At 54.2% G+C, this 23326-nt stretch carries 20 protein-coding genes; 4 read left to right on the forward strand and 16 right to left on the reverse strand.

Going from position 1 to position 23326, the window contains the following annotated elements; translation table 11 throughout:
- Window positions 1-15 precede the first annotated feature (15 nt).
- The 6 genes from ftsB to cysG form a co-directional block, all read right to left on the reverse strand.
- Window positions 16-327 carry a cell division protein FtsB gene (gene ftsB / locus AAHF05_RS18005; protein ID WP_008499609.1) on the reverse strand — a complete coding sequence of 104 codons (312 nt, stop codon included), beginning with the start codon at window positions 325-327 and terminating at the stop codon, window positions 16-18.
- Between the two features lie 165 nt (window positions 328-492).
- On the reverse strand, window positions 493-819 hold the full coding sequence (locus AAHF05_RS18010) for a DUF3561 family protein (RefSeq protein WP_028016864.1): 327 nt from the start codon (window positions 817-819) through the stop codon (window positions 493-495).
- Window positions 820-877: 58 nt separating this feature from the next.
- Window positions 878-1483 (reverse strand): adenylyl-sulfate kinase, encoded by a 606-nt coding sequence (gene cysC / locus AAHF05_RS18015; protein ID WP_049007380.1) that lies wholly within the window; start codon window positions 1481-1483, stop codon window positions 878-880.
- Window positions 1483-2907, reverse strand: a complete 1425-nt coding sequence (gene cysN / locus AAHF05_RS18020; RefSeq protein ID WP_129323634.1) for a sulfate adenylyltransferase subunit CysN — start codon at window positions 2905-2907, stop codon at window positions 1483-1485. The genes cysC and cysN overlap by 1 nt, the downstream gene beginning before the upstream one ends.
- A 9-nt stretch (window positions 2908-2916) precedes the next feature.
- Window positions 2917-3825: a sulfate adenylyltransferase subunit CysD gene (cysD, locus tag AAHF05_RS18025; protein ID WP_006811770.1), complete on the reverse strand. Its 909-nt coding sequence runs from the start codon at window positions 3823-3825 to the stop codon at window positions 2917-2919.
- A gap of 9 nt (window positions 3826-3834) precedes the next feature.
- A complete protein-coding gene (gene cysG / locus AAHF05_RS18030; RefSeq protein ID WP_164989096.1) occupies window positions 3835-5184 on the reverse strand; it encodes a siroheme synthase CysG in 1350 nt (449 codons plus the stop codon).
- Between the two features lie 246 nt (window positions 5185-5430).
- Between cysG and AAHF05_RS18035 the strand changes: the two genes are divergently transcribed.
- A complete protein-coding gene (locus AAHF05_RS18035; protein ID WP_129323636.1) occupies window positions 5431-6474 on the forward strand; it encodes an aminopeptidase in 1044 nt (347 codons plus the stop codon).
- Between the two features lie 56 nt (window positions 6475-6530).
- Here the strand turns inward: AAHF05_RS18035 and cysH are convergent, their stop codons facing one another.
- From cysH to cysJ, 3 genes are read right to left on the reverse strand one after another with little or no spacing between them, the layout of a single operon-like run.
- Entirely contained in the window at window positions 6531-7265 is a 735-nt protein-coding gene (gene cysH / locus AAHF05_RS18040) for a phosphoadenosine phosphosulfate reductase (RefSeq protein ID WP_049007376.1), read from the reverse strand.
- Between the two features lie 15 nt (window positions 7266-7280).
- On the reverse strand, window positions 7281-8993 hold the full coding sequence (gene cysI / locus AAHF05_RS18045; RefSeq protein ID WP_049007375.1) for an assimilatory sulfite reductase (NADPH) hemoprotein subunit: 1713 nt from the start codon (window positions 8991-8993) through the stop codon (window positions 7281-7283).
- Window positions 8993-10798 carry an NADPH-dependent assimilatory sulfite reductase flavoprotein subunit gene (gene cysJ, locus AAHF05_RS18050; RefSeq protein ID WP_129323637.1) on the reverse strand — a complete coding sequence of 602 codons (1806 nt, stop codon included), beginning with the start codon at window positions 10796-10798 and terminating at the stop codon, window positions 8993-8995. The genes cysI and cysJ overlap by 1 nt, the downstream gene beginning before the upstream one ends.
- A gap of 306 nt (window positions 10799-11104) precedes the next feature.
- Here cysJ and queD point away from each other — a divergent pair, with 306 nt between their 5' ends.
- Window positions 11105-11467, forward strand: a complete 363-nt coding sequence (gene queD, locus AAHF05_RS18055; RefSeq protein WP_010434567.1) for a 6-carboxytetrahydropterin synthase QueD — start codon at window positions 11105-11107, stop codon at window positions 11465-11467.
- A gap of 28 nt (window positions 11468-11495) precedes the next feature.
- On the opposite strand, the gene queE is transcribed toward queD, so the two are convergent.
- The 3 genes from queE to AAHF05_RS18070 are packed head-to-tail and all read right to left on the reverse strand — an operon-like array spanning window position 11496 to window position 14488.
- Window positions 11496-12167 (reverse strand): 7-carboxy-7-deazaguanine synthase QueE, encoded by a 672-nt coding sequence (gene queE, locus AAHF05_RS18060; RefSeq protein WP_129323638.1) that lies wholly within the window; start codon window positions 12165-12167, stop codon window positions 11496-11498.
- A gap of 54 nt (window positions 12168-12221) precedes the next feature.
- Window positions 12222-12929, reverse strand: coding sequence for an N-acetylmannosamine-6-phosphate 2-epimerase (locus tag AAHF05_RS18065; RefSeq protein ID WP_129323639.1), 708 nt, complete (start codon window positions 12927-12929; stop codon window positions 12222-12224).
- Window positions 12929-14488: a maltose/glucose-specific PTS transporter subunit IIC gene (locus AAHF05_RS18070; protein ID WP_129323640.1), complete on the reverse strand. Its 1560-nt coding sequence runs from the start codon at window positions 14486-14488 to the stop codon at window positions 12929-12931. The genes AAHF05_RS18065 and AAHF05_RS18070 overlap by 1 nt, the downstream gene beginning before the upstream one ends.
- Window positions 14489-14653: 165 nt before the next feature.
- Between AAHF05_RS18070 and AAHF05_RS18075 the strand changes: the two genes are divergently transcribed.
- Complete coding sequence (locus tag AAHF05_RS18075) at window positions 14654-15478, forward strand: MurR/RpiR family transcriptional regulator (RefSeq protein WP_129323641.1); 825 nt, start codon at window positions 14654-14656, stop codon at window positions 15476-15478.
- Window positions 15479-15825: 347 nt separating this feature from the next.
- Window positions 15826-16935 carry an SDR family oxidoreductase gene (locus AAHF05_RS18080; protein ID WP_374936405.1) on the forward strand — a complete coding sequence of 370 codons (1110 nt, stop codon included), beginning with the start codon at window positions 15826-15828 and terminating at the stop codon, window positions 16933-16935.
- Window positions 16936-16990: 55 nt separating this feature from the next.
- On the opposite strand, the gene eno is transcribed toward AAHF05_RS18080, so the two are convergent.
- The 4 genes from eno to relA form a co-directional block, all read right to left on the reverse strand.
- Window positions 16991-18286 (reverse strand): phosphopyruvate hydratase, encoded by a 1296-nt coding sequence (gene eno / locus AAHF05_RS18085; RefSeq protein ID WP_028016878.1) that lies wholly within the window; start codon window positions 18284-18286, stop codon window positions 16991-16993.
- 82 nt (window positions 18287-18368) lie between these two features.
- Window positions 18369-20006, reverse strand: coding sequence for a glutamine hydrolyzing CTP synthase (gene pyrG, locus AAHF05_RS18090; RefSeq protein ID WP_028016879.1), 1638 nt, complete (start codon window positions 20004-20006; stop codon window positions 18369-18371).
- Between the two features lie 223 nt (window positions 20007-20229).
- Window positions 20230-21021, reverse strand: coding sequence for a nucleoside triphosphate pyrophosphohydrolase (gene mazG, locus AAHF05_RS18095; RefSeq protein ID WP_129323642.1), 792 nt, complete (start codon window positions 21019-21021; stop codon window positions 20230-20232).
- Between the two features lie 67 nt (window positions 21022-21088).
- The gene (gene relA / locus AAHF05_RS18100) at window positions 21089-23320 is read right to left on the reverse strand and encodes a GTP diphosphokinase (protein WP_028016881.1); all 2232 of its coding nucleotides are present in this window, start codon (window positions 23318-23320) and stop codon (window positions 21089-21091) included.
- Window positions 23321-23326: the final 6 nt, after the last annotated feature.

The following is a 23326-nucleotide window of genomic DNA, read 5'->3' on the forward strand; positions in this document are numbered from 1 at the left end:
TAATCCTGGGCCTGATTATCGATTGTTTTGTGCTGAGCCCTGATTGCGTTTAGACGCATCCGGAACCAGACGATAAAAAGTTTCGCCCGGCTTAGTCATACTGAGTTCATTGCGTGCGCGTTCCTCAATCGCCTCTTGCCCGCCATTGAGGTCATCAATTTCAGCAAAGAGTTGATCGTTTCGCGCCTTAAGTTTGGCGTTTGTTGCCTGCTGAGCCGCAACGTCATCGCTCACCCGGCTATAGTCGTGCAGTCCGTTTTTACCGAACCACAGCGAATATTGCAGCCAGATTAGCAAAGCCAGCAACAGCAGCGTTAGTTTACCCATCCTGCCCCCTGAAAAACGGCATCATCATCCCAAAACGCCCCAGGGCACTACGCCGGGGGTACAGAGATGCCGCAACATCGCGGGCAAATGTACCACATTTTTTCCGCAGAATCGCCCTGCACAATATCGTCACACAGTTGGTTACGGTTTGAATTATGGCTGAAGTTAGCCCATGAGCCACAAAAATAACAGTCCAAACATCAGGACCACCGTCACAATCGTGACCACGGCACTGTAAAGGAGTTTGCCATTGAGTAGCGAATGCAACGCAATGCCGACGACAACCGCGACGGGCATCAGCGCCAGGAAGAATGGCCAGGTGTAGAGAAAGAAGAACAGCGTATTACCGCCGTAAATGAGAAACGGGATACCCAGCGCCAGTAACCACGAGACGAAGCCGACGATGGCCCCAGGAAATGACCAGGTCGTCTCGTCGTCGGTCGCTATCGGCTCCGACCCGGTGGTAATGATGTAGTTTTCACTGTTGCGCATAGCTAATCCTGTGACCATGACTCATCGCTCGGGTAAATAGCGCCCAAACGATACCGTCTCAGGATCTGATAATATCGTCCCGTCTGAGGAGGTCTAATAATTGGCTTACTAAATTTGTTACCAATTGTTGACCTTCCAGGTGAATTTCAGGCGATTCAGGCGCTTCGTATACTGCGTCTATTCCCGTGAAATTTCGCAGTTCACCCGCACGCGCTTTCTTGTACAGCCCTTTCGGATCGCGCGCTTCACAAATCTCCAGCGGCGTATCGACAAACACTTCGATAAAGCGATCCTGCCCAACGCGCTCACGCACCATCTGGCGCTCTGCCCGATGCGGAGAGATGAACGCAGTAAGGACCACCAGCCCGGCATCCGCCATCAGGCTCGCCACTTCCCCTACCCGACGGATATTCTCTTTACGGTCTTCGTCGCTGAAGCCCAAATCGTTGCACAGACCATGGCGCACGTTGTCACCATCCAGCAGGTATGTGCTCACGCCTTGCTGATACAGCGCCTCTTCCAGCGCCCCCGCTACCGTGGATTTACCGGAACCCGACAGCCCGGTAAACCACAGCACAACCCCACGGTGACCGTGGAGTTGCTCACGCTGAGCGACAGTGACCGGATGAGGATGCCAGACGACGTTCTCATCATGAGCAGCCATTACTTCCCTCCCAGCAGATCGCGCGCACCCCAGTGCGGGAAGTGTTTACGCACCAGCGCATTCAGTTCCAGCTCGAAGGCGCTGAACTCAGACGCCACGGCGGCCTGTTCATTAGGCTCACGCACCATCCCGGCACCGACGGTGACGTTAGTCAGACGGTCGATAAAGATCAGCCCGCCCGTGACCGGGTTTTGCTGATACGGATCCAGCACCAGTGGCTCGTCGAAGGTCAGATCGACCAGGCCGATGCCATTCAGCGGCAGCTCGGTGACGTCACGCTGGGTCAGATTGTTGATATCTACCTGGAACTGAATACCGTCCACGCGGGCGCGAGTTTTCTTGCCCGCAATTTTAATGTCGTAGCTTTGCCCAGTGGTCAGCGGCTGTTCGGCCATCCACACCACATCCACGGACGCGCCCTGTACCGCCGTCAGCGTTTCGTGCGCATCCACCAGCAGGTCACCGCGGCTGATATCAATCTCATCTTTCAGCACCAGCGTCACCGCTTCACCGGCTCCCGCCTCCGGCAGGTCACCGTCAAAAGTGACAATACGGGCAATAGCCGATTCTACGCCCGATGGCAGCACTTTGACGCGCTGACCCACTTTCACAGAACCTGATGCAATAGTGCCTGAAAAACCACGGAAATCGAGGTTCGGACGATTCACGTACTGCACCGGGAAACGCATCGGTTGGGTATCAACCACACGCTGAATTTGAACGGTTTCCAGCACTTCCAGCAGCGTCGGGCCGCTGTACCACGGCATGTTCGTGCTCTGGGACGCGACGTTATCGCCTTCCAGCGCCGAGAGCGGCACAAAGCGAATGTCCAGGTTACCTGGCAGCTGTTCGGCAAAGGTCAGGTAGCTCTGGCGGATCTCATCGAATTTTTCTTCGCTGAAATTCACCAGATCCATTTTATTGATTGCCACTACCAGGTGTTTGATCCCCAGCAGCGTGGAAATAAAACTGTGACGACGGGTTTGATCGAGCACGCCTTTACGGGCGTCGATCAGCAGGATCGCCAGATCGCAGGTGGAGGCGCCGGTCGCCATGTTACGGGTGTACTGCTCGTGCCCCGGGGTGTCGGCGATAATAAATTTGCGCTTCTCGGTAGAGAAGTAACGATAAGCCACATCAATGGTGATGCCCTGCTCGCGCTCCGCCTGCAGGCCATCCACCAGCAGGGCCAGATCGAGTTTTTCACCCTGGGTGCCGTGACGTTTGCTGTCGTTATGCAGGGAAGAGAGCTGATCTTCGTAAATCTGACGCGTGTCGTGCAGCAGACGGCCAATCAGGGTGCTTTTCCCGTCATCCACGCTGCCGCAGGTCAGAAAGCGCAGCAAGCTCTTATGTTGTTGCGCGTGCAGATAAGCTTCTACGCCGCCTTCTTTGGCAATTTGTTGAGCAATGGTCGTGTTCATGGCGGCTCCTTAGAAATAACCCTGACGTTTCTTCAGCTCCATGGAGCCTGCCTGGTCGCGGTCAATCACGCGCCCCTGTCGCTCACTGGTGGTCGACACCAGCATCTCTTCGATGATCTCCGGCAGCGTCTGCGCGCTGGATTCCACCGCACCGGTCAATGGCCAGCAACCGAGGGTACGGAAACGCACCATCTGTTTTTTGATCACTTCACCTGGCTGCAGGTCGATGCGATCGTCGTCGATCATCATCAGCATCCCGTCGCGCTCCAGTACCGGACGCTCAGCGGCCAGATACAGCGGAACGATCTCGATATTTTCCAGATAGATGTACTGCCAGATATCCAGCTCGGTCCAGTTGGAGAGCGGGAAGACGCGAATGCTTTCGCCTTTGTTGATCTGGCCGTTGTAGTTGTGCCACAGCTCCGGGCGCTGGTTTTTTGGGTCCCAGCGGTGGAAGCGGTCACGGAAAGAGTAGATACGCTCTTTCGCACGGGATTTTTCCTCATCACGACGCGCGCCACCGAAGGCCGCATCAAAACCGTATTTGTTCAGCGCCTGCTTCAGCCCTTCGGTTTTCATGATGTCAGTGTGCTTGGCGCTGCCGTGCACGAACGGGTTGATGCCCATCGCCACACCTTCCGGGTTTTTATGCACCAGCAGTTCGCAGCCATAGGCTTTGGCGGTACGGTCGCGGAATTCGTACATTTCGCGGAATTTCCAGCCGGTATCCACATGCAGCAACGGGAACGGCAGCGTACCCGGGTAAAACGCTTTACGCGCCAGATGCAGCATGACGCTGGAGTCTTTGCCGATGGAATACATCATCACCGGGTTAGAAAACTCGGCGGCCACTTCGCGGATAATATGGATACTTTCCGCTTCGAGCTGCCGCAGGTGAGTAAGACGTTTTTGGTCCATAACCGTTCCTTAAGCCAAATTTATAACAGAAGAACCAAAGCCTTCTGTGTCGGTTGTGTGCTGAAACCAGGCGAGCGTGCTGTGCAGCTGCACCACTTCCCCCACCACGATCAGGGCGGGCATAGGGGCGTCTTTCGCCAGGGTTGCAAGATCGTCAAGGGTGCCGATAGCAACGTGCTGATCGACGCGCGTACCGCGAGAAATAACGGCAACAGGTGTCTTCGCCTCGCGACCGTGCTGAATAAGTTGTTCGCTGATGTCCGCCGCCTTCATCGTGCCCATATAGATAGCCAACGTCTGTCGGCTTTGAGCGAGGTGGGACCAGTCGAACGGCGTGCTGTCGGCCTTGTAGTGGCCGGTCACAAAGGTCACGCTCTGGGCGTAATCGCGGTGGGTCAGCGGAATACCGGCATAAGCCGTTACCGCAGAAGCCGCCGTGATGCCGGGAACCACCTGGAACGGCACCCCCGCTTCGGCTGCTGCCTGCAATTCTTCGCCGCCACGACCGAAAATGAAAGGATCGCCCCCTTTCAGACGAACCACAGTTTTGCCCGCTTTGGCGGCGTCAACCAGCATCTGATTGGTGTCGTGCTGCGGCACCGAGTGCTCTCCAGCCCGTTTTCCGACGCAGATTTGCTCGGCATCGCGGCGAATCAGTTCGCGTATGCCGTCAGTAACCAGGTGATCGTAGAACACCACGTCCGCGTCCTGCAGCACCTGCAGGCCGCGCAGCGTCAGGAGCCCTGCATCGCCCGGCCCTGCACCTACCAGAATGATCTCCCCGCCGGTGCTGCCGGGGTTATCCAGTTCGTCTTCAAGAATTTTCTGCGCCGCTGTCTCATTGCCGGCATGCATCAGGCTGGCAAAGCGGCCGCGAAACACGCGTTCCCAGAAGCGACGACGTTCCGTCACGCTGGTCAGTCGGGTTTTCAGATGATTGCGCCAGTAGCTCGCTTTCTCTGCCATACGTCCGAGACTGGTTGGCAACAGCGCTTCGATTTTTTCCCGCAATACGCGCGCCAGCACCGGTGCGGTACCGCCGGAGGAGATAGCGACCAGCAGCGGGGAGCGATCAACAATCGACGGGAAGATAAAGGAGCATAAAGACTGATCGTCCACCACGTTCACCAGACGGTAACGCGCCTGAGCAGCATCTGAGATCCGTCGGTTCAGCTCGCGGTCATCCGTCGCCGCAATCACCAGCACCACGCTGTCGATTTGTGATTCGTCGAAATCCGCCCCTGCAACGACCCGCACCTGCGCCCCTGCGCGCTGCAGAAATACGATTTTGCGATCGGCAATCTCACCTGTGCCAACAACCAGCACCGGCTTATCTTTAATCGCAGCAAATAAGGGCAGATAGTCCACAGCAGCAACTCACTAACAACGAGGAATAAAGGGACTATAGGGGGCGGCTTAGACCGAATGAAATTACGAATTGGAATGAGTAGTTACTCAATGGAATAACGCCATGAAAAAGCAAATATCAAAAAGTGCTTAACACGCGAAATTTCGGGCATTTAAGAGCAATTCAAATTGTGTATGGACGATCACAGTTTCATACTAGGCGGGTTAAAATTTTGCTCTGTTTTTTAAGGACTCACTATGTTTTCCGCAACGCGCCACCGTATTGCTGCCCTGGCGCTCGGCGTTTGCTTCATCCTTCCGGCTCAGGCAAAAAATCAACCGTATGGTGAAATCGCGAATACGCAGGCGCGACATATTGCCACCGTATTTCCTGGCCGCATGACCGGTTCCCCCGCGGAAATGCTCTCCGCCGACTATATTCGTCAGCAGTTTGCCGACATGGGTTACCAGAGCGATATCCGCACGTTTCACAGCCGCTATATCTATACCTCACGCAATAAAACCAAAAACTGGCATAACGTGACCGGTAGTACGGTTATTGCGGCTCACGAAGGTAGCGCGGATGAGCAGATCATTATTATGGCGCACCTCGATACCTACGCCCCAATGAGCGACACCGATACCGATAACAATCTCGGTGGTCTGACGCTGCAGGGTATGGATGATAACGCCGTGGGTCTGGGCGTGATGCTCGAACTGGCAGAACGAATGAAGGATATACCGACTAAATACGGGATTCGTTTCGTTGCCACCAGTGGTGAAGAAGAAGGCAAACTCGGCGCTGAGAATCTCCTGAAGCGCATGAGCGCCAAAGAGAAGAAAAATACCCTGCTGGTGATCAACCTCGATAACCTGATCGTCGGCGATAAGCTCTATTTCAACAGCGGACAAAGTACGCCGGGTACCGTGCGAAAATTGACGCGCGACCGGGCACTGGCGATTGCCCGCAGCCATGGGGTCTATGCCACCAGTAACCCAGGCGGCAATCCTGATTATCCGCGAGGAACAGGCTGCTGTAACGATGGTGAGGTGTTCGATAAAGCGGGTATTCCGGTGCTGTATGTGGAAGCAACTAACTGGGCACTGGGGAAGAAAGATGGCTATCAGCAGCGGGCTAAATCGAAAGCCTTCCCGGACGGGATTAGCTGGCATAACGTGATGCTGGATAATCAGCAACACATTGATAGCGCACTGCCGCAGCGGATTGAACACCGCAGTCGTGATGTAGTGAAGGTGATGCTGCCGCTGGTGAAGGAGCTGGCGAAAGCTAATAAGGCCTAGTGCGCCCTGATGCCCTCACCCCGACCCTCTCCCACAGGGAGAGGGAGGAAATGGGATCACCCTTCGTGCAGTCCGCACTCGCGCTTGAGGCCAAAGAATCGCGTCTCTTCTTCTGCCATTCCCGGTTCCCATTTACGCGTGGTGTGGGTATCCCCCACCGACAGGTAACCCTGATCCCACAGCGGATGGTATTTCAACCCGTGCTTTTGCAGGTACTGATACACCGTCCGGTTATCCCAGTCGATGATCGGCAGCACTTTGAACACCCCGCGCTGAACCGCCAGCACGGGTAGCGTGGCGCGACTGCCGGACTGCTCGCGGCGTAGCCCTGCAAACCAGGTCTGTGCATTAAGCTCCTTCAGCGCCCGGTTCATCGGCTCAACTTTGTTGATCTCATTGTATTTCTCAATGCCCTCAACGCCCTGCTCCCAGAGTTTACCGTAGCGCGCCTCCTGCCAGGCCGCGCTTTCCGTCGCGCGGTAAACTTTGAGGTTCAGCTTGAGCTTGTCCGTCAGCTCGTCAATAAACTGGTAGGTTTCCGGGAACAGGTAGCCGGTATCGGTGAGGATCACCGGAATGTCCGGACGAATTTGATTCACCAGATGCAAACTGACCGCCGCCTGAATACCAAAGCTCGACGAAAGCACATAGTCACCCGGCAGGTTTTCCAGCGCCCATACCACACGCCCTTCGGCGTCCAGCTTTTCCAGGTGGGCGTTGGTTTCTGCGAGCGCCAGAATGCGCTCGACTTTTGGCAGATCGTTCAGGGCGTTTAGATCGAGTACGGACATAATCACCTCGCGTTGTTACTCCCAGAAATCCCGGGCCGGGTCGAGCACCGGGCGAATGATGCCCGCACGCACCGTAAAGTCGCCGAAGCCTTCACCCGCTTCACGCTCTTTCGCCCAGCGCCCAACCAGTTCGTCCACCGAATCGAGGATCTCCGATTCAGTAATGTTTTCACGGTACATCCGTGGGATACGCGTACCAATGCGGTTGCCACCAAGATGCAGGTTGTAACGGCCTGGCGCTTTACCCACCAGTCCCATCTCTGCCAGCATTGCGCGGCCGCAGCCGTTCGGGCAGCCGGTAATACGCATAACAATATGCTCGTCCGGAATACCGTGTTTTTCCAGAATCGCTTCTACTTTGTCAGTGAATGACGGCAGGAAACGCTCCGCTTCGGCCATTGCCAGCGGACAGGTCGGGAATGACACGCAGGCCATCGAGTTTTCGCGCTGCGGTTTCACCGCATTCATCAACCCATGATCGCGCGCCAGTTTCTCGATCTTCGCCTTCTGGTTTTCAGGCACACCAGCAATGATCAGGTTCTGGTTGGCGGTAATGCGGAACTCACCCTTGTGGACCTTCGCAATTTCCAGCAAACCGGTTTTCAGCGGACGCCCTGGATAATCCAGAATACGGCCGTTTTCGATAAACAGCGTCAGGTGCCATTTATTGTCAATGCCTTTTACCCAGCCAATGCGATCGCCGCGACCGGTGAATTCGTAAGGGCGGATCGGCTCAAATTTAATGCCGGCGCGACGTTCTACTTCTTCTTTAAACGTCTCAACGCCCACGCGCTCCAGGGTGTATTTGGTTTTCGCGTTTTTACGGTCTGTACGGTTACCCCAGTCGCGCTGGGTGGTTACCACCGCTTCCGCCACGGCCAGCGTATGCTCGAGCGGCAGGAAGCCAAACTCACTCGCGGTGCGGGCATAGGTTTTCTTGTTGCCGTGTTCGATGGACAGGCCGCCGCCCACCAGCAGGTTAAAGCCCACCAGCTTGCCGTTTTCAGCAATCGCTACGAAGTTCATGTCGTTGGCGTGCAGATCGATATCGTTCTGCGGCGGGATCACTACCGTGGTTTTGAACTTTCGCGGCAGATAGGTCTGGCCAAGGATCGGTTCTTCGTCGGTGGTGGCGACTTTTTCCTGATCGAGCCAGATCTCCGCATAAGCGCGCGTGCGCGGCAGCAGATGCTCAGAGATCTTCTTCGCCCACTCATAGGCTTCGGCGTGCAGCTCGGACTCATACGGGTTCGAGGTGCAGAGCACGTTACGGTTCATGTCGTTGGCGGTCGCCAGCGCGTCCAGCCCAACCGAGTGCAGCATCTGGTGTACCGGCTTCACGTTCTTCTTCAGAATGCCGTGGAACTGGAAGGTCTGACGGTTAGTCAGGCGGATGCTGCCGTAAATCGTGTTTTCACCGGCAAACTTGTCGATCGCCTGCCACTGTTTGGTGGTGATCACCCCACCCGGCAAGCGGCAGCGCAGCAGCATCGCGTGACGCGGCTCCAGCTTCTGTTCAGCACGCTCGGCGCGGATATCGCGATCGTCCTGCTGGTACATACCGTGGAAACGGATCAGCAGGAAGTTGTCGCCTTTGAAACCGCCGGTGAGACCGTCATTCAGATCTTCAGCAATGGTGCCGCGCAGGTAGTTGCTTTCCAGCTTCATGCGCTCGGCGTCTGTCAGTTTACCTTCGACCACCAGTGGCCCTGGATGTTTTTCGCTCATTAGTAGACATCTCGCTGATAACGGCGCTCAACGCGCAGCTCACTTAAATATTCATCTGCCGTTTCGGCATCCATACCACCGAATTCGGCAATCACTTCCAGCAACGCCTGCTCAACGTCTTTCGCCATGCGATTAGCGTCGCCGCAGACATAAATGTGGGCACCGTCATTGATCCAGCGCCACAGCTCTGCGCCCTGTTCGCGCAGTTTGTCTTGTACGTATACTTTTTCTTTCTGGTCACGAGACCAGGCCAGATCGATGCGGGTCAGTACACCCTCTTTAACATAGCGCTGCCACTCAACCTGGTAGAGGAAATCTTCCGTAAAGTGCGGGTTGCCGAAGAAGAGCCAGTTTTTACCCGGCGCTTCATCTGCCGCGCGCTGCTGCATGAAGGCGCGGAACGGCGCAATGCCGGTGCCTGGGCCAATCATGATGACCGGGGTTTCCGGGTTCGCAGGCAGGCGGAAGTTGTCGTTGTGCTCGATAAAGACGCGCACTTCGCCCTCTTCTTCCACGCGATCCGCCAGGAAACTTGATGCCCCACCCGCGCGGGCGCGGCCTTCGATGTCGTAGCGCACCACGCCGACGGTAACATGCACTTCACTCTCCACTTCGGCCTGCGAAGAGGCGATGGAGTACAGACGCGGGGTCAGCGGACGCAGCAGGCCGATCAGCGCATCGGCATCCAGTTGAGCCGGAGAGAAACGCACCATATCGACAATTGGCGTTGACGCCGCGTAATGCTGCAGCTTCGCCTTATCACCCACGAATGGCAGCAGCGATTCGCTGCGGGTTAAGGTAGCGTAATTTTCTACAATATTCGGGGTATTCACCGTCAGTTCGAAATGCCACTGCAGCGCTTCAGAGAGCGGCTGCGTTTTGCCTTCCACAGTGACAGGCTCATCCCCTTTCAGCCACAGCAGTTCGACCAGCTCTTTTACCAGAGCAGGATCGTTCTGATACCAGATCCCCAGCGCATCGCCCGGCTGGTAACGCAGGCCTGAGTCACCGAGATCGATTTCGATATGGCGCACGTCTTTTTCAGAATCACGGCCGGTAATTTTCTGGTTAACCGACAGGCTCGCGGCCAGCGGAGCCTCTTTAGTGTAAGGGCTGGTATGGATGTCGTTGACGGCACCCGTCGCGGTAAACGCGGCCTGTGCCTGCGTCTCTTTCGGGACACGCGCTTTCAGCACCTCAACGATGCGGGCACGCCATTCAGCAGCGGCGGTCTGGTATTCCACGTCGGCGTCAACGCGATCCAGCAAACGCTCTGCGCCCAGTTCAGCCAGTTTGCTGTCGAAATCTTTACCAGACTGGCAGAAGAATTCATAAGAGGTATCGCCCAGGCCAAACACCGCAAAAGCCGTGCCGTCCAGTTTTGGCGCTTTTTTCGAGAACAGGAACTTATGCAGCGCCACCGCTTCTTCAGCAGGCTCACCTTCCCCCTGCGTTGAGGCGACAACCACCAGCAGTTTTTCTGACGCGATCTGTTTAAATTTATAATCCCCGGCGTTGACCAGGTTCACGTTCAGTCTGGCAGCCAGCAGGTCGTCACGCAGCGCTTCAGCCACACGGCGGGCATTGCCCGTCTGCGAGGCGGAAATCAACGTAATGGCCGGAATTTCTACGGCCGTTGCCGGAGCGGCAGCCACAGCGCCCGGTTGCTGATTGAGCATTCCCCAGAAATAACCGGAGACCCAGGCAAGCTGAGTGGGAGAAAAATCAGAGGTGGCAGCCTGAAGGCGCGCCAGTTGCTCCGGGTTCAGGGGAAGCAAATTTGAAGGTGGGGCCTGTGTCGTCATGCGTCGTTATGTTCCAGTAGCCAAGCGGACTTTAAGCGAATAAATCCAAACTGAAGATAAGGTTAACGGTGAGGATACTAACAATTAAAGAAGGGATGGAAATAATAAATAACCAAATGGACTAACCTGTTTTAGTTATCATGCTTAACGATAAAACAGATTAATTAACTAATTGAAATATCACAACAAAGATCACAAAAAATGGCCACTTCCTGCGGTCCAGGCTTCAGAGCCGTTTTAGTTAATGCTAAAAATTGTGCTTTCCGGTACTATGCGGCGGTTTTTTCCGCATTACTGAGAGCGATCATGTCCACCACACTGTTTAAAGATTTCACCTTCGAAGCCGCCCACCACCTTCCTCATGTTCCTGAAGGACATAAATGTGGCCGTCTGCACGGGCACTCGTTTATGGTGCGTCTTGAGATCACCGGTGAAGTCGATCCGCATACCGGTTGGATCATGGATTTTGCCGAGCTGAAAGCGGCATTTAAGCCAACTTACGATCGTCTGGATCACTATTACCTGAATGATATTCCGGGCCTTGAAAACCCGACCAGCGAAGTGCTGGCAAAATGGATCTGGGATCAGATGAAACCGCTGGTACCGCTGCTGAGCGCAGTGATGATTAAAGAGACCTGCACCGCCGGCTGCGTCTATCGCGGCGAGTAAAAAAAGCCCGGTTAAACCGGGCTTTTTTTCAGGCTATATTCAGGTACTTGTGCGTCTGCATCGACAGACGCCAGTTACGCGCGATACAGGTTTCAATGCACAGGCGCGTCGCGTCCTCTTTCTGGCTGATAGGCTGCAGGGCAATGACCCGCTGCTTTTCATCCGAGAGGGTTGCCAGCAGTTCATCCAGTGCTTCAATATCACGCACGCGACCTACCGGGTGTTTTATCTCATCTGCACGTTCCAGCGCCTGAGACAGGACATCGTATCCGCCGCGCATATTCACTTTGGGTGATACCGTCACCCACGTGGTGTGGGAACAACGCACTTCATGGGTACCGCTGGTTTCAATCTGGCAGCTGTAACCGTTCTTTTCGAGCAGCTCGGTTAGCGGCGTCAGATCGTGGATGCAGGGTTCCCCCCCGGTGATCACCACATGGCGCGCCGTCCAGCCCTGACGACCAATAATGACCAGCAGATCTTCTGAACTGCCCGCGCCCCACTTATCGCTCTCTTTGGTTTTCGCCAGAATGCTAAACAGCGACACTTCCCGATCTGCGAGCTTATCCCACGTATGTTTGGTATCACACCAGGCACAGCCAACCGGGCATCCCTGTAAACGAATGAAAATAGCGGGAACGCCGGTAAAGTAACCCTCGCCTTGCAGGGTCTGGAACATCTCGTTAATCGGGTACTGCATAGTCATCTCAGTAAAGGGGATAAACGATAATTATCGCAGATCCCCGCCAGATGGTCATGCTCGATCGGTGCTTTGCGCGCCAATCGCTGCCATAAACCGTTCAGTGATCTGCTGTGGACGGGTGATTGCCCCACCCACGACCACCATATGCGCTCCCAGTGCCAGGCATCTGGCCGCGCGCTCAGGGGTATCGACGTTGCCTTCGGCAACCACCGGAACCGTGACGGCAGCCAGCACATCCTTCAGGAATGCGCAGTCATTATCAGGTAAAGCATGACCCGCACTTTCCGCCGTATAGCCGTAAAGCGTGGTTCCAACACAATCAAAGCCCAGTTCCTGCGCGGTTTCGGCTTCTTCTACGCTGGATATATCCGCCATCAGCACTATCCCGGGATAGCGGGTACGGATGTGGCTGACCAGCGTTGACAGTGATTCACCGCCAGGACGCTCGCGCGCAGTCGCATCAAGGGCAATGATTTCCGGAGAGACGCTCATCAGCTCATCCACTTCTTTCATTGTCGCAGTGATAAACACCGCGCTACCAGGATAATCCCGTTTGATGATGCCGATAACGGGTAAAGAAACCTCCTGTTTAATGGCCGCAATATCCACCACGCTGTTGGCGCGGATGGCAGCAGCCCCGCCCTGAAACGCTGCCCGCGCCATCCGTGACATAATAAACGGGCTATGCAGAGGTTCATTTTCCAGCGCCTGACAAGAGACGACCAGTTTTCCTTTCAGGTTATCCAGTACAGTTTTCATTACGATAAGATCTCTTCAACTTCGTTTTTGATAATCGTGACATGCGGGCCATAAATGACCTGAACACCGTTACCGCGCACAATGACGCCGCGTGCACCGGTGGCTTTCAATGCTGCTTCATTCACTTTGCTGCCGTCTTTCACCGTGACACGAAGGCGCGTGGCGCAGCAGTCCACCTCGTCCAGATTGTCTTTTCCACCCAGCCCGGCGATTACCGCTGCAGCGCGCTCGCTTTGCGGCAGACTGACCTCATCCGCCACCGCCTCTTTTTCACGCCCCGGCGTGGCAAAATCAAAGCGGTTAATCAGATAGCGGAACGTGAAGTAGTAGAGGAAGAACCACGGCACGCCGACCAGCGGTACGAACATCCAGTGGGTTTTGGCCTCACCCTGAAGAATGCCAAACAGCACGAAGTCGATAAAACCGCCGGAGAAGGTTTGCCCGATGGTGATATGCAGCATGTGTGCGAGCATGAACGCCAGCCCGTCAAACAGCGCATGAATGACGTAAAGCACCGGCGCAATAAACAGGAAGGAGAACTCGATAGGCTCGGTAATCCCGGTCAGGAACGAGGTTAATGCCGCAGAGAGCAGCAGCCCGGCGACGCGTTTTTTGTTCTCGGGTTTTGCCGTGTGGTACATCGCGAGACATGCACCGAGCAGGCCAAACATCATCGTAATGAAGCGCCCGGACATAAAGCGCGACGTCCCTTCGTAAAACTGACGCGTCGTAGGATCGGCCAGTTGCGCGAAGAAGATCCGCTGTGTGCCTTCGACCAGGTGACCGTTGACGATCTCACTCCCGCCGAGCGTGGTAGTCCAGAAAGGAAGATAGAAGATGTGATGTAAACCGAATGGGCCGAGCATACGCAAAATAAATCCATAGAGCATTGTGCCCAGATAACCCGTCGCATCCACCAGCCCACCCAGACCAAAGATCAGTTTCTGGAAATGCGGCCAGACGACGGTCATGACAGCCCCGACGAGTATTGCTGCCAGCGAGCTGATAATGGGAACAAAACGTGAACCGCCAAAGAAGCCCAGAAATTGCGGAAGCGCAATTTTATTAAACCGGTGATGGAGAGCGCAGGTCACGAGACCGATCACCACGCCACCAAACACACCGGTTTCCAGGGTCTGGATCCCCAGCGTCATGCCCTGCCCCACAGCGCCAGGATTATCATGCGCCAGTTTTCCGGTGAGGATCAGCAGCGCGTTAATGGTGGCATTCATCACCAGAAAAGCGAGCAACGCCGCCAGCCCTGCCGTGCCCTTATCGCTTTTTGCCAGCCCGACAGCCACCCCAACTGCAAACAGCACCGAGAGGTTCGCAAACACAATTGAACCCGCACTGCTCATGATAGTGAAGATGGCCTGAAGCCAGCTCACATCCAAAAACGGATATGCCGCGAGGGTATTTGGATTCGATAACGCGCCACCTATCCCCAGCAGCAGACCTGCTGCTGGCAATACGGCGATAGGTAACATAAAGGATTTGCCAAAGCGCTGCGCTTTTTCAAACCATCCCCCAGAAGAAGCCCCGCTGAACATTTGCATCATTTTTTCATCCTCTCATTTAATGATGAAAATTTTTACCACAAAAACACAAATACATGAAAATTACCATCAAAAACCAGGAGGATGATCATACTTTTTCAAAATGACTGGCATCTTTCCCCTGCTTTCCGCCACACTAGTCGCAGAGAAACGCATTAAGGATCTAGCATGTCAGACCATGAAAACCTGCTGCTGAAGCTACGCCAGGAGGCTTCCGGGTACAGCCCAACGCAACAAAAACTTGGCGAGTTTGTCCTCAACGATCCTACCCGGGTGCTCTACCTGACGATCACTGAACTGGCGCGCGAAAGTCGCACCAGCGAGGCCAGCGTCACGCGTCTTTGCCGCACGCTGGGCTGCAAGGGATATAACGAATTTAAAATGGCGCTTGCTCTGGATATTCAGCAGGGCCAGCCCGCGCGACAGACCGGAGATGAAATTGATAACGTTGTTGATGAGTCAGTACAGGCTTTGCAGGATACTGCCAGACTCCTTGACCGGGCGTTGCTTGAAAAGGCGGCGCTAGCGCTGCACAAGGCGCAATCCGTGCAGATTTATGGCGTTGCGGCCAGCGCGATCCTCGGTGAGTACCTGCATTACAAGCTGTTGCGGCTGGGCAAACCCGCACAGCTGTTTAGTGATATGCACCGCGCAGCCATGAATGCGACGACCCTTTCGAAGGAGACCCTGGTCGTGGCCATCTCCAGTTCGGGTTCAACGCGGGATTTACTCCACGTGGTGAAACTTGCACGCAAGCGCGGCGTCAAGGTGTTAGCCCTCAGCAATACCCCCCGTAGCCCGCTGGCTTCCCTGAGCGATATTCAGCTGGTTGCCGCCAAGCCCGAAGGGCCTCTTAGCGCTGGCGCACTCAATGCTAAAGTTGGCGTCATGCTGCTGGTCGAGCTGCTGACCACCTCCATGATTGCGCTGGATGGCCATTATGGCGACGTTAGCCAGCAAACGGCCAGCGCTACGCTCCCTCTGTTACTCTAAAAATAGTTCGCAGGCTAAATAAAACAGCCTGCGGTTTTTGGTATTCAGTTTCACTTAAATCATTTACCGGACAAATGAATGGTGTAACAAAGTATTTTGCTTATTACATTTTGAATAACTATTAATAGTAAGACTGAGCTTATAAAAGATCTTTAAAATCATTAATTTAAAATATTCTTTTTTATAATTTGAATTTTTTACCTTTCCACAATGTCAAATACATCCACCTGATTTCCTTTTCTTAAAATAAGCTTAAGAAGCCTTCATTTTCGGCGTTTTATTATTTAAATGCCGTTTACTTTTGTGCGCCTACAATCCGCCTCATCAACCATAATGAGACGGTATTAATGAAGATGTTATTGATTACAGGCGTAACAGGATTTCTGGGCGGTGCAGTACTCGAAAAAATACTGACCAATGATAAACCCGTAAAACTCCTTTTGCTCGCGCGTGCCAGCGATCCGCAGGGTGGGCTGGAGCGTGTGCAAGAGAACATGCGCAAATTCAATGTGCCTGAGAATAAACTGGCTTCTCTGAGCGTAGATAATATCCTCATTGGTGACCTCAGCCAGCCGGAAGCATTTCTGGACGATCCTCGCCTGGACCAGGTCACGCACGTCGTTAACTGTGCAGCTGTTGCGTCTTTTGGTAATAATCCGCTGATCTGGAAGGTCAATGTCGAGGGCACGCTGGCGCTGGCGCGTCGCATGGAACGGGTGACGGCCTTACAGCGTTTCCTGCACGTAGGCACGGCAATGTCATGCACGCCGGAACAGGATTCCCTGGTCGCTGAAAGCGCTGAATTCAGAGAAAATGCAGAACACCTGGTGGAATACACGTTTTCGAAGTCAACTATCGAACAGCTGATGCGCCAGGAGTGCCCGAACCTGCCGTTGCTCATCGCTCGCCCGTCCATCGTCGTCGGCCATACTCGTCACGGCTGCACGCCGTCGAGCAGCATTTTCTGGGTCTTTAGCATGGGCCTGATGCTGCAGAAGTTTATGTGCTCAATGGAAGACAGAATCGACGTTGTTCCGGTGGATTATTGCGCCGATGCGTTGTTAATGCTGCTCACCAGCAACGCTCGTCCTGGGGAAGTGGTACATATTTCTGCTGGGGAAGATAATAGCGTTCGCTTTGCGGATATCGATCAGGCCATGGCGCAGGCGCTAGAGAAAGCCCCTGTTGGCGATCGGTATGCTCAGGTCAGCTACGAAACGCTGGTTAGAATGCGCCGCGAATTGAAAAATATTTTTGGTCCATGCAACGAACGTCTGATGCTAAAAGCAATGCGTTTATACGGTGCGTTTGCCACGCTTAACGTGCGCTTCAGCAACGATAAGCTGTTGAGCATGGGGATGCCGAAGCCACCCCGCTTTACGGATTATATCGCCCGCTGCGTACAGACGACTCAGGGGCTAACAATCCCCGAACAGATGGCAGTCGATTTTAAATAGCCAAAAAAAATGCCAGTCATTCGACTGGCATTTTCATTCTAAGGCTTAAAGGCTATTACTGGCCTTTGATCTCTTTACGACCGTTGTATGGTGCTTTTTCGCCCAGAGCTTCTTCGATACGAATCAGCTGGTTGTATTTAGCAACACGGTCAGAACGGCTCATAGAACCGGTTTTGATCTGGCCTGCAGCGGTACCAACAGCCAGGTCAGCGATGGTAGCGTCTTCAGTTTCGCCAGAACGGTGAGAGATAACAGCGGTGTAGCCAGCGTCTTTCGCCATTTTGATCGCAGCCAGAGTTTCGGTCAGAGAACCGATCTGGTTGAATTTGATCAGGATGGAGTTAACGATGCCTTTCTCGATGCCTTCTTTCAGGATCTTGGTGTTGGTTACGAACAGATCGTCACCAACCAGCTGGATTTTGTCGCCCAGTACTTTGGTCTGGTATGCGAAACCAGCCCAGTCAGATTCGTCCAGACCGTCTTCGATAGAAACGATTGGGTACTGTTTGGTCAGGTCTTCCAGGAAGTGAGTGAACTCTTCAGAGGTGAACGCTTTGTTGCCTTCGCCAGCCAGAACGTATTTACCGTCTTTGTAGAATTCAGATGCTGCACAGTCCATCGCCAGGGTGATGTCTTTGCCCAGCTCGTAGCCAGCAGCTTTAACTGCTTCTGCGATTACTGCCAGTGCTTCTGCGTTAGAACCCAGGTTTGGCGCATAACCACCTTCGTCACCAACAGCAGTGTTCATACCTTTAGCTTTCAGAACTTTAGCCAGGTTGTGGAACACTTCAGAACCCATGCGTACCGCTTCTTTCAGGGATTTCGCGCCAACTGGCTGAATCATGAATTCCTGAATATCAACGTTGTTGTCCGCGTGCTCACCACCGTTGATGATGTTCATCATTGGTACTGGCATGGAGTATTTGCCTGGGGTGCCGTTCAGTTCAGCAATGTGTTCGAACAGTGGCATACCTTTCGCTGCAGCTGCTGCTTTGGCGTTCGCCAGGGAAACAGCCAGGATTGCGTTCGCACCGAAGTTAGATTTGTTTTCAGTACCGTCCAGATCGATCATGATCTTGTCGATGCCAGCCTGGTCTTTGGCGTCTTTGCCAAGGATTGCCTGAGCAATAGGACCGTTTACAGCGCCAACCGCTTTCAGTACGCCTTTGCCCATGAAACGGGATTTGTCGCCATCGCGCAGTTCCAGCGCTTCGCGGGAACCAGTAGAAGCACCTGATGGAGCTGCTGCCATACCGACGAAACCACCTTCCAGATGAACTTCGGCTTCAACGGTCGGGTTACCACGGGAGTCGATGATTTCACGACCGATGACTTTAACGATTTTGGACATTAGATTTTCCTCAGTACAAGTTAAACTAAAACTCCAGACAAACAACGCGTACCAGGGGTACGCGTTGCCGTTCTAACTTTTTTTACTTCGCCTGACGCTTCTGGTAGTCGCTGGCGGCCTTCACGAAGCCTGCAAACAGCGGATGCCCGTCACGTGGCGTTGAAGTAAATTCCGGGTGGAACTGGCAGGCGACAAACCACGGATGGTTTGGCACTTCAATGATCTCGACTAACTGATCATCCCCGGAGCGGCCCGCAACACGCAGACCCGCGGCTTCAATTTGTTTCAACAACATGTTGTTGACTTCATAGCGGTGACGATGGCGTTCAGTGATGGTTGACTCGCCATACAGCTTGCGAACCACGCTATCGTCGGACAGCTGGCAGGCCTGTGCGCCAAGACGCATGGTGCCACCCAGATCGCTCTTCTCGGTACGGACTTCGACGTTACCGTCTTCGTCACGCCATTCAGTGATAAGCGCCACTACAGGGTACTTACAGTCTGGCACAAATTCCGTAGAGTTCGCGTTTTCCATTCCCGCTACGTTGCGCGCAAATTCGATCAGCGCAACCTGCATACCCAGACAGATGCCGAGGTATGGAATATTGTTCTCACGCGCATAGCGCGCGGTGGCGATCTTGCCTTCTACACCACGGTAGCCGAAGCCGCCAGGGATCAGAATTGCATCCAGATCTTTCAGGATTTCAACGCCACGCGTTTCAACATCCTGCGAATCAATCAGCTTGATATTCACGGAGACACGGTTCTTCAGACCACCGTGTTTCAGCGCTTCGATCACTGACTTATAGGCATCCGGCAGTTCAATATACTTGCCGACCATACCGATAGTCACTTCACCAGCCGGATTAGCTTCTTCGTAAATAACCTGTTCCCATTCGGACAGATTTGCTTCCGGGCAGTTCAAGCTGAATCGTTTACAAATATAATCGTCCAGGCCCTGTGATTTCAACAGGCCCGGGATTTTATAAATGGAATCGACATCTTTCATTGAAATAACGGCTTTTTCAGGCACGTTACAGAACAATGCAATTTTCGCACGTTCGTTCGCCGGGATAGCACGATCGGAACGGCAAACCAGGATGTCAGGCTGAATACCAATGGAGAGCAGCTCTTTCACCGAGTGCTGAGTCGGTTTGGTTTTCACTTCACCTGCGGCTGCCATGTAAGGCACCAGCGTCAGGTGCATGAACAGCGCGTGTTCACGACCAATATCCACCGCCAGCTGACGAATCGCTTCCAGGAATGGTAAGGATTCGATATCCCCTACAGTACCGCCGATTTCAACCAGCACCACGTCATGCCCTTCGCCACCGGCAAGAACACGTTCTTTAATTGCGTTCGTGATGTGTGGGATAACCTGCACGGTCGCGCCCAGGTAGTCACCACGGCGCTCTTTACGCAGAACGTCGGAATAGATGCGGCCAGTCGTGAAGTTGTTACGACGGGTCATTTTGGTACGGATGAAACGCTCGTAGTGGCCAAGATCCAGATCGGTTTCAGCGCCGTCTTCAGTAACGAACACTTCCCCGTGTTGGGTTGGGCTCATGGTGCCCGGATCGACGTTGATGTACGGATCCAGTTTCATCATGGTCACATTGAGGCCACGGGCTTCAAGAATGGCTGCGAGGGAGGCTGCGGCAATGCCTTTACCCAGAGAGGATACGACCCCGCCGGTCACAAAAATATAGTTCGTTGTCATGCTGAACCTGAGAAGTTAGGGTGAAACGATGGAATAACCAGGACGGGAAAGTAGTATACCCGAACACGGCGAGCGCCACAAACTTTCATTCTCCGTCTCCATTCCAGGCCATGACAAACATAAGGAGTGAGAAAATAGCCCGTTTTGGGTAAATGTTTTTGACGCAAATCAAGCGCTTGTCATTTAAAAAATCACACAAATTGCGCTTGATCGCAAAAATCCGTTAGAGATCAGATTCCTGGCGTTTTACTTCCTGCCAGACTTCTTCCATCACATCGAGGTCTACACCGGTCATTTCCAGGCCACGCGAGGCCACAATCCGTTCAACTTCGCGAAAACGACGCTCGAACTTAATGTTGGCTTTTTGCAGCGCGGTTTCCGCTTTTACGCCCAGGTGGCGTGAAAGGTTGACAGTCGCAAACAGCAGATCGCCCATCTCCTCTTCCAGCTTTGCTTCATCCACCACTGCCTGCTGCGCTTCGTGCATCACTTCGTCTATCTCTTCATGCACTTTGTCCAGTACAGGGCCGAGGGACGTCCAGTCAAACCCGACTGCAGAGCAGCGTTTCTGAATTTTATGCGCGCGCATCAGCGCAGGCAGACTCAGAGGAATATCGTCCAGCGCGGAATGCTGAGATTTCTCTGCGCGTTCGACGCTTTTGATTTGTTCCCAGCGGACCAGCACTTCCGCGCTGTTCCCTGCAGTGGCATCACCAAAAATATGGGGGTGGCGGCGCTCAAGCTTGTCGCTGATGGCGGCACAGATGTCGTCAAAGTTAAAACGTCCCTCTTCCTGCGCCATTTGTGCATAGAACACCACCTGGAACAGCAGATCGCCCAACTCGCCGCGCAGGTCGTCAAAATCTTCGCGAGAGATGGCGTCCAGCACCTCATAGGTCTCTTCAAGTGTGTACGGGGCGATGGTGGCGAAAGTCTGCTCTTTGTCCCACGGACAGCCGTTTTCAGGGTCCCGAAGACGTTTCATGATGCCGAGCAGGCGGTCGATTTGAGTCATAGTGTTTTCCATTAAAAAAACAAGCCGGGTGGCGGCAAAGCCTTACCCGGCTTACAGAAGAGTGTGTTTAACCGCCGTGCAGACGACGCGCGTCGATCACATCCGGCACCTGGTTCAGTTTGCCAAGCACGCGGCCCAGCACCTGCAGGTTATAGATTTCGATGGTCATATCGATGGTGGCAAGCTGCTCGCGGGTATCGCTGCGGCTGGCGACGCCCAGCACGTTGACCTTCTCGTTGGCGAGAATGGTGGTAATGTCGCGGAGCAGCCCGCTGCGATCGTTGGCAGTAACACGCACCACCAGCGAGTAACCCGCGGAATAGCTCTCGCCCCAGACCGCTTCCACGATGCGCTCAGGCGCATGCGATTGTAGCTCGGCAAGCTGGTCGCAGTCGGAGCGGTGAATCGAAATCCCGCGCCCCTGGGTGATAAAGCCGACGATATCGTCGCCCGGGATAGGCTGGCAGCAGCGCGCAATGTGGTGCATAAGATTGCCTACGCCTTCCACCACCACGCGACCATTGTCTTTGCTGCGCTGCTGCGGGGCATAGGTTTTCTGCTGCAACTGCTTCAGCGCGGCTGCATCCTGCTCTGCCGCACTCGGCTTATTGAACTGCGCCTGCAGGAAGTTCACCATCTGATTCAGACGGATATCGCCGCCGCCAATGGCCGCTAACAGCTCATCAAGCTCGTTAAAGTTGTAGCGCGGCAGCAGGAACTTCTCCGCCTCTTTCAGGCTGATGCCAATATGCTCCAGCTCATCATCAAGGATTTGACGACCCGCAAGGATGTTCTTGTCACGATCCTGTTTACGGAACCAGGCGTGAATTTTGGAACGCCCACGGCTGGTCGTCACGTAACCCAGGTTTGGATTCAGCCAGTCCCGGCTCGGGTTTGGCTGCTTCTGGGTGATAATTTCAATCTGGTCGCCCATCTGCAGCTGGTAGGTGAACGGTACAATGCGCCCGCCGATTTTCGCCCCGATACAGCGGTGCCCCACATCACTGTGGATATGGTAGGCAAAATCGAGCGGTGTAGAGCCCGCAGGCAGATCAACGACATCCCCTTTCGGGGTAAAGACATACACCCGGTCGTCAAAGACCTGGCTGCGCACCTCGTCAAGCATCTCGCCGGAGTCGGCCATCTCTTCCTGCCACGCAATCAGCTTACGCAGCCAGGCGATACGATCTTCATGGCCGGAACGCGCCCCACCGGAGGTGCCTTCTTTATATTTCCAGTGCGCGGCAACGCCCAGTTCGGCGTCTTCGTGCATCTGTTTGGTGCGGATCTGAATTTCGACCGTTTTGCCGCCAGGGCCGAGCACAACGGTATGAATAGACTGGTAGCCGTTAGGTTTCGGGTTCGCGACATAGTCATCGAACTCATCCGGCAGGTGGCGGAAGTGCGTGTGCACTATCCCCAGCGCGGCATAGCAGTCCTGCAGACGCTCCGCCACGATACGTACCGCGCGCACGTCAAACAGCTCGTCAAAAGCGAGATGTTTCTTCTGCATTTTGCGCCAGATACTGTAGATGTGCTTTGGTCGACCGTAGACTTCGGCACGCACATTCTCTTCTTTCATTGACTGACGCAACCCGCTGACAAACTCCTCGATATAGTGCTCGCGGTCGATACGGCGCTCATGCAGCAGTTTGGCAATGCGTTTATATTCCGCCGGGTGCAGGTAGCGGAAGCAATAATCTTCCAGTTCCCATTTCAGTTGACCAATCCCTAAACGGTTTGCGAGCGGCGCATAGATGTTTGTACACTCTTTGGCGGCCAGCACGCGCTCGTCTTCCGGCGCATCCTTCACTTCACGCAGATGGGCAATACGCTCGGCAAGTTTGATGACCACACAGCGGAAATCATCCACCATGGCCAGCAGCATGCGGCGAACGTTATCGACCTGTTCTGAAGAGACAGAGTCAGTGTGCGCTGCCTTGAGCTGGCGGATGGCAGCCATATCGCGTACGCCGTGGATCAGCGCCACGACCGATTTTCCAACGCTTTCGCGCAGTACGTCTTCAGTGACGACGTCCGCATCGGCAAGCGGGAACAGAAGCGCGGCCTGCAGCGTTTCGATATCCATGTTCAGCATGGATAAGATTTCAACCATCTCCACGCCACGCCATAAGAGAAGATCGGCATCCTGATGCCCCTGCGTGGTGCGCAAACAATAGGCCCAGGTTTCGGTTAAGCGTTCACACGACTGCTGGCTGGAAATTCCCAGACTTGCGATCCATTTTTGTGGGTCAAATTCCCCAGCTTTATTAAGATGTGCACTTCTTACCGCAACCATTGTCCT

The sequence above is a fragment of the Enterobacter adelaidei genome (assembly GCF_041937165.1).
Classification (GTDB): Bacteria; Pseudomonadota; Gammaproteobacteria; order Enterobacterales; family Enterobacteriaceae; genus Enterobacter; species Enterobacter adelaidei.

Bases quoted from the DNA above. Each gene is read 5' to 3' on its own strand.
- ftsB (WP_008499609.1), bottom strand. From the start codon at position 327: ATGGGTAAACTAACGCTGCTGTTGCTGGCTTTGCTAATCTGGCTGCAA.
- AAHF05_RS18010 (WP_028016864.1), bottom strand. From the start codon at position 819: ATGCGCAACAGTGAAAACTACATCATTACCACCGGGTCGGAGCCGATA.
- cysC (WP_049007380.1), bottom strand. From the start codon at position 1,483: ATGGCTGCTCATGATGAGAACGTCGTCTGGCATCCTCATCCGGTCACT.
- cysN (WP_129323634.1), bottom strand. From the start codon at position 2,907: ATGAACACGACCATTGCTCAACAAATTGCCAAAGAAGGCGGCGTAGAA.
- cysD (WP_006811770.1), bottom strand. From the start codon at position 3,825: ATGGACCAAAAACGTCTTACTCACCTGCGGCAGCTCGAAGCGGAAAGT.
- AAHF05_RS18035 (WP_129323636.1), top strand. From the start codon at position 5,431: ATGTTTTCCGCAACGCGCCACCGTATTGCTGCCCTGGCGCTCGGCGTT.
- cysH (WP_049007376.1), bottom strand. From the start codon at position 7,265: ATGTCCGTACTCGATCTAAACGCCCTGAACGATCTGCCAAAAGTCGAG.
- cysI (WP_049007375.1), bottom strand. From the start codon at position 8,993: ATGAGCGAAAAACATCCAGGGCCACTGGTGGTCGAAGGTAAACTGACA.
- cysJ (WP_129323637.1), bottom strand. From the start codon at position 10,798: ATGACGACACAGGCCCCACCTTCAAATTTGCTTCCCCTGAACCCGGAG.
- queD (WP_010434567.1), top strand. From the start codon at position 11,105: ATGTCCACCACACTGTTTAAAGATTTCACCTTCGAAGCCGCCCACCAC.
- queE (WP_129323638.1), bottom strand. From the start codon at position 12,167: ATGCAGTACCCGATTAACGAGATGTTCCAGACCCTGCAAGGCGAGGGT.
- AAHF05_RS18065 (WP_129323639.1), bottom strand. From the start codon at position 12,929: ATGAAAACTGTACTGGATAACCTGAAAGGAAAACTGGTCGTCTCTTGT.
- AAHF05_RS18070 (WP_129323640.1), bottom strand. From the start codon at position 14,488: ATGATGCAAATGTTCAGCGGGGCTTCTTCTGGGGGATGGTTTGAAAAA.
- AAHF05_RS18075 (WP_129323641.1), top strand. From the start codon at position 14,654: ATGTCAGACCATGAAAACCTGCTGCTGAAGCTACGCCAGGAGGCTTCC.
- AAHF05_RS18080 (WP_374936405.1), top strand. From the start codon at position 15,826: ATGAAGATGTTATTGATTACAGGCGTAACAGGATTTCTGGGCGGTGCA.
- eno (WP_028016878.1), bottom strand. From the start codon at position 18,286: ATGTCCAAAATCGTTAAAGTCATCGGTCGTGAAATCATCGACTCCCGT.
- pyrG (WP_028016879.1), bottom strand. From the start codon at position 20,006: ATGACAACGAACTATATTTTTGTGACCGGCGGGGTCGTATCCTCTCTG.
- mazG (WP_129323642.1), bottom strand. From the start codon at position 21,021: ATGACTCAAATCGACCGCCTGCTCGGCATCATGAAACGTCTTCGGGAC.
- relA (WP_028016881.1), bottom strand. From the start codon at position 23,320: ATGGTTGCGGTAAGAAGTGCACATCTTAATAAAGCTGGGGAATTTGAC.